At 70.1% G+C, this 11336-nt stretch carries 15 protein-coding genes; 4 read left to right on the forward strand and 11 right to left on the reverse strand.

Going from position 1 to position 11336, the window contains the following annotated elements; all coding sequences use genetic code 11:
* Positions 1 to 93 precede the first annotated feature (93 nt).
* The 9 genes from AC3XYG_RS20015 to AC3XYG_RS20055 form a co-directional block, all read right to left on the reverse strand.
* Positions 94 to 339, reverse strand: coding sequence for a hypothetical protein (locus AC3XYG_RS20015; protein ID WP_489141623.1), 246 nt, complete (start codon positions 337 to 339; stop codon positions 94 to 96).
* A gap of 129 nt (positions 340 to 468) precedes the next feature.
* Positions 469 to 1053: a hypothetical protein gene (locus tag AC3XYG_RS20020; protein ID WP_489141624.1), complete on the reverse strand. Its 585-nt coding sequence runs from the start codon at positions 1051 to 1053 to the stop codon at positions 469 to 471.
* The gene (locus AC3XYG_RS20025) at positions 1044 to 1679 is read right to left on the reverse strand and encodes a lysophospholipid acyltransferase family protein (protein WP_489141625.1); all 636 of its coding nucleotides are present in this window, start codon (positions 1677 to 1679) and stop codon (positions 1044 to 1046) included. The genes AC3XYG_RS20020 and AC3XYG_RS20025 overlap by 10 nt, the downstream gene beginning before the upstream one ends.
* A 13-nt stretch (positions 1680 to 1692) precedes the next feature.
* Positions 1693 to 2637, reverse strand: coding sequence for a phosphatidate cytidylyltransferase (locus AC3XYG_RS20030; RefSeq protein WP_489141626.1), 945 nt, complete (start codon positions 2635 to 2637; stop codon positions 1693 to 1695).
* Positions 2634 to 3242: a CDP-alcohol phosphatidyltransferase family protein gene (locus AC3XYG_RS20035; RefSeq protein WP_489141627.1), complete on the reverse strand. Its 609-nt coding sequence runs from the start codon at positions 3240 to 3242 to the stop codon at positions 2634 to 2636. Before AC3XYG_RS20035 ends, AC3XYG_RS20030 begins: the two co-directional genes overlap by 4 nt.
* Positions 3243 to 3298: 56 nt before the next feature.
* Complete coding sequence (locus AC3XYG_RS20040) at positions 3299 to 4183, reverse strand: lysozyme inhibitor LprI family protein (RefSeq protein ID WP_489141628.1); 885 nt, start codon at positions 4181 to 4183, stop codon at positions 3299 to 3301.
* Complete coding sequence (locus AC3XYG_RS20045) at positions 4180 to 5082, reverse strand: lysozyme inhibitor LprI family protein (RefSeq protein ID WP_489141629.1); 903 nt, start codon at positions 5080 to 5082, stop codon at positions 4180 to 4182. The genes AC3XYG_RS20040 and AC3XYG_RS20045 overlap by 4 nt, the downstream gene beginning before the upstream one ends.
* A 111-nt stretch (positions 5083 to 5193) precedes the next feature.
* Complete coding sequence (locus tag AC3XYG_RS20050) at positions 5194 to 5523, reverse strand: YnfA family protein (RefSeq protein ID WP_489141630.1); 330 nt, start codon at positions 5521 to 5523, stop codon at positions 5194 to 5196.
* Positions 5520 to 6005 (reverse strand): CinA family protein, encoded by a 486-nt coding sequence (locus AC3XYG_RS20055; protein WP_489141631.1) that lies wholly within the window; start codon positions 6003 to 6005, stop codon positions 5520 to 5522. Before AC3XYG_RS20055 ends, AC3XYG_RS20050 begins: the two co-directional genes overlap by 4 nt.
* 265 nt (positions 6006 to 6270) lie before the next feature.
* On the opposite strand from AC3XYG_RS20055, the gene AC3XYG_RS20060 reads away from it, so the two are divergent.
* The 3 genes from AC3XYG_RS20060 to AC3XYG_RS20070 are packed head-to-tail and all read left to right on the forward strand — an operon-like array spanning position 6271 to position 8722.
* On the forward strand, positions 6271 to 6960 hold the full coding sequence (locus tag AC3XYG_RS20060; RefSeq protein ID WP_489141632.1) for a fumarylacetoacetate hydrolase family protein: 690 nt from the start codon (positions 6271 to 6273) through the stop codon (positions 6958 to 6960).
* Entirely contained in the window at positions 6957 to 7535 is a 579-nt protein-coding gene (locus AC3XYG_RS20065; protein WP_489141633.1) for a pyridoxamine 5'-phosphate oxidase family protein, read from the forward strand. The genes AC3XYG_RS20060 and AC3XYG_RS20065 overlap by 4 nt, the downstream gene beginning before the upstream one ends.
* Before the next feature lie 20 nt (positions 7536 to 7555).
* Entirely contained in the window at positions 7556 to 8722 is a 1167-nt protein-coding gene (locus tag AC3XYG_RS20070) for a GDSL-type esterase/lipase family protein (RefSeq protein ID WP_489141634.1), read from the forward strand.
* Here the strand turns inward: AC3XYG_RS20070 and AC3XYG_RS20075 are convergent.
* Positions 8719 to 9903 (reverse strand): serine hydrolase domain-containing protein, encoded by a 1185-nt coding sequence (locus AC3XYG_RS20075; protein ID WP_489141635.1) that lies wholly within the window; start codon positions 9901 to 9903, stop codon positions 8719 to 8721. The two genes, AC3XYG_RS20070 and AC3XYG_RS20075, sit on opposite strands and share 4 nt — an antisense overlap.
* Before the next feature lie 291 nt (positions 9904 to 10194).
* Between AC3XYG_RS20075 and AC3XYG_RS20080 the strand changes: the two genes are divergently transcribed.
* A complete protein-coding gene (locus AC3XYG_RS20080) occupies positions 10195 to 10938 on the forward strand; it encodes a transporter substrate-binding domain-containing protein (protein ID WP_489141636.1) in 744 nt (247 codons plus the stop codon).
* 43 nt (positions 10939 to 10981) lie between these two features.
* Here the strand turns inward: AC3XYG_RS20080 and AC3XYG_RS20085 are convergent, their stop codons facing one another.
* Positions 10982 to 11293 carry a MarR family winged helix-turn-helix transcriptional regulator gene (locus AC3XYG_RS20085; RefSeq protein WP_489141637.1) on the reverse strand — a complete coding sequence of 104 codons (312 nt, stop codon included), beginning with the start codon at positions 11291 to 11293 and terminating at the stop codon, positions 10982 to 10984.
* Positions 11294 to 11336: the final 43 nt, after the last annotated feature.

Below are 11336 nucleotides of genomic sequence, written 5' to 3' on the forward strand. Positions count from 1 at the left end.
AAAGCCTGCGGCTCGGCATCATGTTCCAACGCGGCATCCTGCCGGACGCCCCGGCACGTCGTGCCGGCTGAGGGAGGCGCCGGCTGAGCGGGATCAGCGCTTGCTGGCGCTCGATGCCAGCAGGAACCCGGCGCCGATCGCAACCAGGCCGCCGGACACGCTTAGGATGGTCAGGGCGACCGAGATGTCGCTGCCGGGCGGGCCGAACAGAGCCACCATGCCGACGGCGAGGCCCATGGCCGAGATGCCGCAGACCGTCAGCAGCGACTGGGCGTCGGAGGCGGCCTCCGATCGCGCGGTGGCGGCGTCCGTCCGGTGCTTGATCTGCGACAGGTCCATGGTGCTCTCCAAACGCGGCGGCCCGCCAAACACGAATGCCTGACTGAGCCGGAAAGTCCGCGGCGGCAGTGTCAATTGCGTCCGAAGTGTTTTCTTGTCGGGGTAAAATAGGCCGACAAGGGCTCGCCGTCAGCCCCCGACATGCATCCAGTAGTTCACATAGAACGCAGACCAGCCCAGCGCGGCCAGCAACAGCCGCACCGGCACCGGCTGCATCCAGCCGGGCAGGGCAGGGGTCAGCTGCCGCAGCAGCGCCCCGGCGGCAGCCAGCGACACGAAGCGCGGCAGCCGCACCAGCGGCGTGATCAGCGCCAGCTCCCACAGCGGCACGCCCAGGCCGGGGGCGCTGGCGGCGGCGATCTTGTAGGGAATGCCGGTCAGGCTGGCCAGGATCAGCGTGCCGACCAGCGCGGCCGGGGAGTGGGCCTGGGCCATCATGCCCTGCAGCCGGGCGATCATGGCGGGTGAGATCGCCGGCACGTGCTCGACCAAGGCCAGCGCCGTCTCGGGCGCGTAAGTGGCGAAGATGGCCAGCGCCGTGCCGCCCAGCACCGCCCCCGCGGCGGCCGCCCCGGCGGCGCGCAGCCCGACCTGCCAGCCGCGGGCCAGGGCGATCAGCGACACCGGCACGTCGGGCACCACGAAGAACAGGCAGGCCTCGGCGATGCCCCAGCAGAAGGCGAGCAGGATGAGGGAGCGGTCTCTCACTCCCATTCCGGGAACCTCGTGCCTGCCACCAGGGTGGCCATCGCCGCCTCAAGCCCCTCGACGAAGGCGTCGGTGTCCTCCGGCCGCTCCGCCAGCGGCAGGCCGACGAAGGCGTCGCAGAAGAACGGCACCGGCAGAAAGGCGCCGCGCGGCAGCACCTTGCCCAGCCCGTGCAGGTAGACCGGGATGATCGGCACGTCCGACCGCCGCGCCGCCAGATGGCATATCCCCTTCTTGAAGCGCTGCAGCTTCTCCGGCTCGCCGCGCGACCCCTCCGGGAACAGGATCAGGATGTCATCGCGGTCCAGCGCTTCGATACAGCCGGTCAGCGGATCTTCGCCGCGCTCCCGCGCATGGCGGTCGAAGGGCAGGATGCCCATGCAGTTGACCGAGAACCAGGCCATGGCCGGGCTGCTCAGGAAATAATCCGCCGCCGCGACGGGCCGCACCTTGTGCAGGATCCGGCTGGGGAACAGCGATGTCAGGGCGACGGTGTCGGCATGGCTGTTGTGGTTGGCGACGATGATCGCGGGTCCCGTCATCGGCAGCCGCTCCGGGTTGCGCACATGCAGCCCGACGAACAGCAGCATCGCCGGTTTGGTGACCAGCCAGTGGAACAGCAGGCGCCACATGCTCCGCCGCCCCTCAGTAGTAGAAATAGCGCATGAAGTGGAAGAACAGCGGCGCGGCGAAGATCAGGCTGTCGATCCGGTCCAGCACGCCGCCATGGCCGGGGATCAGCGTGCCGGTGTCCTTGATGCCGATGTCGCGCTTGACGGCGGAGACGGTGAGGTCGCCGAAGAAGCCGCTGATCGCCATCAGCGCCCCGGCCGCCAGCGCCATCGGCCAGGACAGCGGCGCCAGCAGCGGGCCGATCAGCCCGGCGACGATGGTGGTGGTGACCAGGCCGCCGACGAAGCCCTCCACCGTCTTGTTCGGGCTGACCGACGGCGCGATCTTGTGCCGGCCGAAGATCCGGCCCCAGACATACTGGGCCACGTCGTTGCCCTGGGTCAGGATCAGCAGCAGCAGCAGAAGCCCGGCGCCGCCCGGCCCAGCCGCCCCGTGATCGGGCAGGACGAAGAGATAGGCGACATGGCCGATGGCGAAGACGCACAGCATCAGGCCCCAATGCAACGTGCCCAGCGCCCGCAGGAAGCCGGTGACCTCGCCGCGCAGCACCATCATCGCCGGCACCACCATGAACAGATAGACCGGCACCCAGATGATGAAGAAGCCATATTGCTCCTGCGCGATCCACCACCATTGCGTCGGGATGGCGAGATAGGCGACCAGCAGCACGCCGCGGTCGGCCCGCCGGGTCGGCACCACCGACAGGTATTCCTTGAGCGCGAGGTAGCTGACCAGGGCCAGCACCACCAGCATCGCGATCGGGTTCAGCACCAGGGCGATGCCGCCGGCGATGATGATCACCCACCAGGACCGGATGCGCAGCCGCAGCTCGGTCCAGTCCTTGCCCGGCTTGGTCCGGCGCAGGAACAGCACCGCGGCCTCGGCCACGAGCAGCACGACGATCAGCGCGCCGAGCGCCCAGGCGACGGTCGGATCCACGTTGAGATGCGGGATCATGCGCCGATCTCCGCCAGCGCCGCGCGGCAGCGGTTCAGGATGGTCAGCAGCGCCAGCAGCAGCAGGGCGCCCAGCACCAGCGGCATCCACAAGGCCGGGGCCAGGATCTGGAAGAAGGCGGCGACGGCGAGGATCGAGAAGGCCAAGGCGCGGTCGGACTTGCCGAACGGCCCGTCATAGCGCCGGCTGGCGCCGATGGTCCGGGCGGCGATGCCGGCGGCCTCGCCGATCACCGCCAGCAGCACCGTCACCACCACCAGCCAGGGCGGCGCCGGCAGCAGCAGCGCCAGCGGCAGGTACAGGGCCGCGTCCGACACCATGTCGCCGACCTCGTTCAGCAGGGCGCCCAGCGGCGTCGGCTTGAAGAATTCGCGCGCCAGCATGCCGTCGATCGCGTTCAGCCCCATGCGCAGCAGCAGGAAGGGCGGGTACAGCAGCAGCAGCCAGGACCAGCCGGTGACGGCGACGACGAGGCCCAGCAGCACCGACAGCCCGGCCGCAGCCAGGGTCACGGCGTTGGCGCTGACCCCCTGCTGCGCCAGCCGGGCGGCGGTCGGCCGCAGCAGCGCCTGGAAGCGTGGCTTGATGTCATAGAGCGACGGCATGGTTCTCCCCTGGCCGCATCATACCCGGCCGGCGGGCCGGCTGTCCGCCGCCGGTTTCACGGCGTCTTGCCGCTGCCGTCGCCCGTGGCATCGGCCGGGGGATACCCCTTGTCGGTCAGGCAGGCGTTCAGCCAGGGCGTGCCGTCATCCAGCCCCGCTTCGGCGTCGATCTTGGGCAGGGGCGACGAGTCTGCGGCGGCGCTGCCCGCCGGGCTGCCCACAACCGCATCCTTGGGCTGCAGGGTCCAGCCGGCCGCGCTGTCTTCCGCATCCGGGCAGTCGGGCGCGCCGCCAAATCCGCCGACGGAGCAGGTGGCGACGGTCTTCAGATTGCCGCCGACGACATCGGCGATGGTCCGCGTCTCGTAGACGCTGTAGGTCGCCCAATCCTCGTTCACGCTGCAGACCCGGTCGTGGTTCTGATAGGTCCGCGTTCCGAAGCAGCCGTAATCATCCGCCCAGGACTGGTTGCTGCCCGGCAGGAATTCACAACTGGTCTCGAAGCCGGCGAAGGCGCCGCCGGTGAACCGGGCGGCGAATTGGCGCTGCTGCAGCGCTCCGGCGATCAGGTCGAACCGGTTCGGATCGGTGGCGGAGCGCTTTGCCAGGGCCTCGGTGCGGCTGCGAATGGCGTGCAGCAGCTTTCCGCGCCAGGTGTTTTCGTCATCCCAGTGTTCGTTCTTGGGATCGGCGAACGCTTCGTCCCGCGCGGCCAGCCAGCGCTTCTGGCTGGCGACCAGCATGGCGCGGATCTCGGCGTCGCCGCTGGCGGCCTTCACGATCTGCGCATAGGCTTGGCCCAGGGCGGCGTCTGCCGCTTTCAGCCCCTTGTCGCCGCAGATCCCGTGCTCGATGACGGTCGAGGCCTTGCTGCAGTCGATGGCATAGGCGGGCGAGGCGAGGGCCGCGAGCGTGGCGGCGGCCAGCAGCAGGGACTTCACTTGCCGCTGCCGTCGCTGGTGGGATCGGCGGTGGGATAGCTGCTATCCGTCAGGCAGGCGTGCAGCCAGGGTTCGTCGTCCTTCGTCCCGGCCGGCTCACCCTCGACCATGGACCCCATCGCGTCGGCGTCGAGCTTGGTCAGGCCGTCCGGCAGGGTCGACGCGGTATCGTCGACCTTGGGCTGTAGGTTCCAGCGGGCCTTCGTGCCGGAATCGTTGGCGGCGTCCGGGCAGGTGGAATCGCTGTCGCCGTTGACGTCGCAGGTGGCGATGGGCGTCAGCTTGCCGTCCACGAGCTTGGCAATCGACCGGGTCTGGTACTGCCGGTACGTTGCCCAGTCCTCGCCCGCGCTGCACACCCGGTCGTTGTTCCGGTAATAGCGGGTGGAGAAGCATTCGTAGTGGTCGGCCCAGGATCCGGGCGTGTCCGGAAAGAACTCGCAGTCGGTGGCGAAGCCGGCGAAGGTGCCGCCGGTGAGCTGGGCGGCGAACTGGCGCTGCGCCTGGGCCCGCTCGATCAGGTCGAACTGTTTCGGATCGGTGGCCGACCGTCTCCCCAGATCGTCGGTGCGGTTGCGGATGGCGTCCAGCAGCCGCCCGCGCCAGGGGGTTTCGTCGGTCCAGTGTTCGTCCTTGGGATTGGCGAAGGTCTCGTCCCGGGCGGCCAGCCAGCGCTTCTGGCTGGCGACCAGCATGGCGTGGATCTCGGCATCGCCGGCAGTGGCCTTCACGATCTGGCCATAGGCCTGGCCCAGGGCGGCATCCGCCGCCTTCAGGTCCTTGTCGCCGCAGATGCCATGCTCGATGGCGGTCGAGGCCTTGCCGCAGTCGATGGCATAGGCGGGTGATGCGAGGGCCGCGAGCGTGGCTGCGGCCAGCAGCAGGGACTTCAGCGACATGGATGAGCCTCGGATCGGCGGACGATGGATGGCAATGGCGAACGCCCCCTCAGGCTTACTCGCGTCATATCCGTCCTGAAAGGGGGCGGTATCGTGGCGGAGGCGCGACGGTCACGCGGCGAGACGGCGCCCGAACAGGATGAAGCCGGCGCCGGCCAGGCACAGCACCGCGCCGATCAGGTCGAACCGGTCCGGCCGGCTGCCCTCCACGCCCCACAGCCAGGCCAGCGACATGATGATGTAGATACCGCCATAGGCGGCATAGGCCCGGCCGGCGAAGGGGGACTCGATCCGGGTCAGGGCCAGGGCGAACAGGACCAGGCAGGCGGCGCCCAGCAGCGCCCACCAGCCGCTCTTGCCCAGCCGCAGCCAGGCCCAGAAGGTGAAGCAGCCAGCGATCTCGGCCAGGGCCGCGAAGACGAAGGCGATCAGCGAGGTCACGGCTGGTCCAGGGCTTCCACCAGCAGGCTCAGCAACGCGGCGGCGAAGGCCTGCATGTTCTCCGCCCGGTCGCCATGGCCGGTGGCGACGATGGCCGTGCGCGTCGTCGGGCCGCAGATGGCGATACAGCTGTGCCCGGCCGGGTCGCCGTAACGGTTGCCCGCCGGTCCGGCCGCCCCGGTCTCGGCAATGCCCCAGGTCGACTGGAAGCGGTCGCGCACGGTCCGGGCCAGCAGCGCCGCATAGGCTTCGGTCGACGGGCGGATGCCGGCCATCTCGGTCTCGCCGATCGACAGCAGCGCCCGCCGGGCCGCGGCGGTGTAGACCACGGCGCCGCCCTGGAAATAGGCGCTGGCCCCCGGCACCGCCAGCAGGGCGGCGGAGACCAGCCCGCCGGCGGAGGCCTCGACCACGGCAACGGTCTGCGCCCGGGCGATCAGCCGCTCCGCGGCTTGCCCGGCGGCGATGCTGGTGGCGTTCATGCGGTCCTCGCTGGTTCGGGCCGATAGTAAAACTCCGCCCGCGGACCGCAAGAACCATCCGCCGTCGAGTGCCGGGGAAATAACGATATGCGTTTGATATGGCATCCTTTGGCGCTGGATATCGCAGTGCCGGATGTCGGCGAGATTTATTGGCGCACACGCGGCCACGGCCGCATTCCGGGTTTGACAACCCCGGCCCGGGCCGCGCAGCTTCGGCCCCCGGACATCGCCTAGCCCAAACATCGCCCCCGCAAAGAGATTTCCCATGTCGACCGTCATCGCCCCGCCGCCGCAGGTCCTGGTTCCCGTCCTCGGCAGCGACGCCAGCTTCCCCGTCGGCCGCATCTTCTGCGTCGGCCGCAACTACGCCGCCCATGCCCGCGAGATGGGGCACGACCCCGACCGCGAGCCGCCGTTCTTCTTCGCCAAATGGGCCGACAGCGTCGTCCCGAGTGGCAGCACCATCCTCTATCCGGAGGCCACCAACGATTTCCACCACGAGATCGAGTTGGTGGTGGCGATCGGCACCGGCGGCACCGACATCGCGGCTGACCGCGCGCTCGACCATGTCTGGGGCTATGGCGTCGGGCTGGACATGACCCGCCGCGACATCCAGGCCGAGGCCAAGAAGCTGGCGCGGCCCTGGACCATGGCGAAGTCGTTCGACCAGTCGGCGCCGCTGTCGGCCCTGCGCCCGGCGGCGGAGATCGGGCACCCGGCCAAGGGTGCGATCTGGCTGAAGATCAATGGCGAGAACCGGCAGGTCGGCGACCTGGCCGACCAGATCTGGTCGGTACCGGAGATCATTGCCCATCTGTCGCGGCTGGTCGAACTGCGACCCGGCGACCTGATCATGACCGGCACGCCCGACGGCGTCGGTCCGGTGGAGGACGGCGACAGGCTCGAAGGCCATATCGATGGGGTCGGCGATCTGACCGTCGCCTATTATCGGTGACGACAGGTGACGAGCTGGCCGCGGTGCTGGCCGATGCCTGGGCCCGGCTCGGCCGCGCCACCGGCGAACGCCGCCGCACCACAGGCCGGGTCGCCCTTGCCAGTGTGAATGCGCGCGGCGGGCCGGCGCTGCGCACGGTGGTGCTGCGCTCGGCCGATCCCGCGGCGCGGCGGCTGGAGATCCACACCGACCGCCGCTCCGCCAAGGTGGCGGAAATCCAGGCCGACCCCGCCGTGGCGCTGCTGCTGTACGAGGCGGCGGACGAGGTGCAACTCCGGGTCGAAGGCCGGGCGGCGCTGCTGCCGTCGGGGCCGGCGCTCGACGCCGCCTGGGCGGCGACGCCGGGGCCGATCCGCGCCGCCTACCGCATGCCGGGCCCGCCGGGCACGCCGATATCGGATCCCGCCTTGCCATCGCCGTCGACCGACGGGTCCGAGGCAGGCCGCGAGAGCTTCGCGGTGATCGTGCTAGCGGTCGACCGCATCGATTGGGTCTGCCTCATCCCCGGTGCCGATCGCCGTGCCCTGTTCGACTGGACGGGCGGCGCGCCAGCGGCTAGTTGGCTGATCCCCTAGCTGTTCGTTTCAGGCGCACCATGACCCAAGGTTGGACCACCACCCCGATCACCACGGACATCCTGCGCGGTGCCGTGGAGCTGGAAACCACCGGCCGGGGCGTGCTGCCGCACCGCCTGCCGGCCTGGGCCCGGGCGCAATGCGCCGACCCGCAACTGGCAATGGTGGAGGCCCAGCCCTCCGGCGTCCGCCTGATGTTCCGCACCCGCGCCACCATCCTCGAGCTGGACACCCTGCCGACCAAGCGGGTCTATGTCGGCGCGCCGCCCCGCCCGGACGGGGTGTATGACCTGCTGGTCGACGGCGTCCTGGCCGGCCAGGCCAGCGTGACGGGTGGCAACATCCTCCGCATCGACATGGCGGCCGGCTCGATGATCACCGAACCCGGCCCGGCCGGCACGGTGCGCTTCGCCGGCCTGCCCGGATGGGACAAGGACATCGAGATCTGGCTGCCGCACAATGAGAGCGCGGAGCTGATCGCCCTGCGCACCGACGCGCCGGTGGAGCCGACTGCCGCCCGCGGCCGCAAGATTTGGCTGCACCATGGCAGCTCGATCAGCCACGGTTCCGACGCCGCCAGCCCGACCGGCACCTGGCCCGCGGTCGCTGCCGCGCTCGGCGGTGTCGACCTGGTCAATCTGGGGTTCGGCGGCAGCGCGATGCTCGATCCGTTCACGGCGCGCACCATCCGGGACCTGCCGGCCGATCGCATCAGCCTCAAGATCGGCATCAACCTGGTCAACGCCGACCTGATGCGCCTGCGGGCGTTCGGTCCCGCGGTCCATGGCTTCCTCGACACCATCCGTGACGGCCATCCCACGACGCCGCTGCTGGTCGTGTCGCCGATCCTGTGCCCGATCCATGAGGACACGCCGGGGCCGACCGCCTTCGACCTCGCAGCGCTGAACGCCGGAACCGTGCGGTTCCGGGCGGGTGGCGATCCGGCCGACCGCAACAGCGGCAAGCTGACCCTGAGCATCATCCGGGACGAACTGGCCCGGATCGTCGCGCAGCGGGCGCCGCAGGACCCGAACCTGCATTACCTCGACGGGCGCGACCTCTACGGCGAGGCGGACCATGCCGAGCTGCCGCTGCCCGACGACCTGCATCCGGACGCCGCCAGCCACCGCCGCATCGGCGAACGTTTCGCCCAGCTGGTGCTGTCCGCAGCCGGCCCGCTTCGCTAGATCAGTGCCGGCAGGGCGGCGAACAGGGCCAGGTTCAGGTGCTTGAAGGCGTCGTCGACCGGCACCGGCTGGCATGAGAACTTGGCGATCACCATCTCGGCGGCCGGGTTCACATACAGCCACTGGCCATGGATGCCGAGGGCGAAGAAGGCGCCGTCGGCAGTGCCGGCCTGGTACCATTTGTTGCGATAGCGCCCCTGCGGCAGCCAGTCGGCGAAATTGCCGTCGCGCCAGGCCGCGGCGTCACCGCCGGAGATCGTGTCGCGCACCCAGGCTTCCGGCACGATGCGGCGGTCGCCGACGGCCCCGCCGCAGCGCATCAATTCGCCGATCCGGGCGAAGTCGCGCGCGGTCACCGACAGGCCGCCGCCCGCCCGCGCGGTGCCTTCGATATCGACGGTGACGACGGCATCGTGCCGGGCGCCGAGCGGGCGCCACAGGCGGGAAGAGGCCAGATCCGCGAAGCGCAGGCCGGACGCCCGCTCCACGACCAGGCCGAGGACATCCGAATTCGGTGAGCCATAGGCGAAGGGACCGCCGTGATCCGCCGGCCCCTTCCGCAGCGAGGCCAGGAAGCCGATGACCGTCTCCCGCGGTTCGCCGTCGAGTTGCGGGTCCAGCAGCCCGGCGCGGCGATAGCGGGCGAAATCGCCCCGGGGGTCGCCATAATCCTCGGTGAAGGCCAGGCTGGTGCGCATGTCGAGCACATGGCGCACGGCGGCATCGCCGAAGGCGGAGCGGGCCAGTTCGGGCACGTAGTGGCCGACGCGCTCATCCGGATCCAGCACACCGTCGCCGACCAGGATGCCGGCTAGGATCCCGGTCACCGACTTGCTGGCCGAAAACAGGATGTGGCGGCTGTGGCCGGTGAAATGCGGCGCGTGGAACTCGGCAACGATCCGGCCGGCCTTCATCACCACCAGCGCATCGGTGTGGGTCGCCTGGAGGATGTCGGCCACCGTACAGCGCCGGCCTTCGATCTCGACCCCCTGCGCAAGCAACCCGGTGGCGTCGACGGTGGGCGTCTCGGCACCGCCGGGCTCCACCTCGATGCGGGCCGTCGGGATCAGCTCGGGGATATTGCGGAAGGCCCAGACATTCCAGGGCGCGCTGCGCCAGTTGCCGAGATGGACGCTGTCCCGGCGGAAGCCGTAATCGGTTTCGAAACGCGTGGGCGCCATGGCGCTGGTGATCTCCGGATGACGGGCCGTGCCCTGGCGTACACGCAATCGGCCGCGGCGGCACTGTCCGGGCGGGCCTTGCCTGTTGACCGAGCGGGCCATCTCCGGGCGGCAGGCTGTGGCCCGTTCGGCCAAGCCGCAGGGCCCGGCCGGGCGCGCGGCCTGGGACCGGCTTCGATAGCCTGACCGGATAGCCGTCCTCCGAAGACGGACACAAGGGCGACAGCGAGCCGCAACCGGCCACGGCAGAACCGGGATCGCGTTCGCCCGACCACGAACATGGAGGGTAATATGGATCGTCGCACATTGCTGCAACTCGGCCTGCTGGCCGCACCGGCCATCCTGCTGGCCCGCACCGCCCAGGCGGACGACGCGGAACTCGTCATCGGCGCGAATGCTGGCGGCCCGCCCTTCGCCTTCAAGGAGGGCGACAGCTATGTCGGCTTCGATGTCGAGATCTGGGCCGAGGTGGCGAAGGGGCTCGGCCGCAAATGGCGGCTGCAACCGATGGAATTCGGCGCGCTGATCCCGGCGCTGCAGACCGGCAACATCGACGCCGTGGTGTCGCAGCTGTTCATCAAGCCCGAGCGGCAGCAGGTCATCGACTTTTCCGACCCCTATTACGACAGCGGCCTGATCGCCGTCGTCCGGGCCGACGACACCTCGATCAACGCCCCGGCCGATCTCGACGGCAAGACCATCGGCACCGAAACCGGCACCATCGCGGTCGACTACATCAAGACCAAGCTCAAGGGCGCGACGCTGGAGCAGCTGCCGACCATCACCACGGCGCTGCTCGCGCTCGAGGCCGGCAGAACGGATGCGGTGATCTACGACACGCCGCTGCTGCAGTACTACGCCAAGACCACCGGCAAGGACAAAGTCCGGCTGATCTACCCGACCCTGGCCGGCCAGGCCGTCGGCATCGGCTTCCGCAAGGGCAGCCCGCTGGTCGCGCCGGCCAATGTCCAGCTCGCGGCGATGAAGGCGGATGGGCGCTACCAGGCGCTGGTCACCAAGTGGTTCGGTTCGTAAAGGGCCGCGCCAGGCAATTGGGGGCCGGGGGCAGACCTGGGGCCTAGCCGCCGGCCTTCAGCAAAGCGGCGCGGACCGACAGGATCTCGCGCCGCAGCCGGCCCAATGCCTCCGCCGGCAGCCCGGTTGCCCCGTCGACGCAGGACGGGAAGTCGCGGGCCTTGTCCTTCAGCGCCGCGCCCGCCGCGGTCAGGCCGATGCGCACCTGCCGCTCATCCTCCGGGTCGCGGCGGCGGGCCAGCAGGCCCATGCCCTCCAGCCGCTTCAGCAGCGGCGTCAGGGTGCTCGATTCCAGGAACAGCGTCTCGCCCAGGCTGCCGACGGTGCGGTCGTCCTTGGCCCACAGCGCGACCAGGACGAGGTATTGCGGAGGTCAGCCCCAGGGCCGACAGCAGCGG

This window comes from Inquilinus sp. (genome assembly GCF_057815775.1).

What these genes read in the sequence shown, in the direction of transcription:
- AC3XYG_RS20015 (WP_489141623.1), bottom strand. Translation starts at nt 339, where the DNA reads ATGGACCTGTCGCAGATCAAGCACCGGACGGACGCCGCCACCGCGCGA.
- AC3XYG_RS20020 (WP_489141624.1), bottom strand. Translation starts at nt 1,053, where the DNA reads ATGGGAGTGAGAGACCGCTCCCTCATCCTGCTCGCCTTCTGCTGGGGC.
- AC3XYG_RS20025 (WP_489141625.1), bottom strand. Translation starts at nt 1,679, where the DNA reads ATGTGGCGCCTGCTGTTCCACTGGCTGGTCACCAAACCGGCGATGCTG.
- AC3XYG_RS20030 (WP_489141626.1), bottom strand. Translation starts at nt 2,637, where the DNA reads ATGATCCCGCATCTCAACGTGGATCCGACCGTCGCCTGGGCGCTCGGC.
- AC3XYG_RS20035 (WP_489141627.1), bottom strand. Translation starts at nt 3,242, where the DNA reads ATGCCGTCGCTCTATGACATCAAGCCACGCTTCCAGGCGCTGCTGCGG.
- AC3XYG_RS20045 (WP_489141629.1), bottom strand. Translation starts at nt 5,082, where the DNA reads ATGTCGCTGAAGTCCCTGCTGCTGGCCGCAGCCACGCTCGCGGCCCTC.
- AC3XYG_RS20055 (WP_489141631.1), bottom strand. Translation starts at nt 6,005, where the DNA reads ATGAACGCCACCAGCATCGCCGCCGGGCAAGCCGCGGAGCGGCTGATC.
- AC3XYG_RS20060 (WP_489141632.1), top strand. Translation starts at nt 6,271, where the DNA reads ATGTCGACCGTCATCGCCCCGCCGCCGCAGGTCCTGGTTCCCGTCCTC.
- AC3XYG_RS20070 (WP_489141634.1), top strand. Translation starts at nt 7,556, where the DNA reads ATGACCCAAGGTTGGACCACCACCCCGATCACCACGGACATCCTGCGC.
- AC3XYG_RS20075 (WP_489141635.1), bottom strand. Translation starts at nt 9,903, where the DNA reads ATGGCGCCCACGCGTTTCGAAACCGATTACGGCTTCCGCCGGGACAGC.
- AC3XYG_RS20080 (WP_489141636.1), top strand. Translation starts at nt 10,195, where the DNA reads ATGGATCGTCGCACATTGCTGCAACTCGGCCTGCTGGCCGCACCGGCC.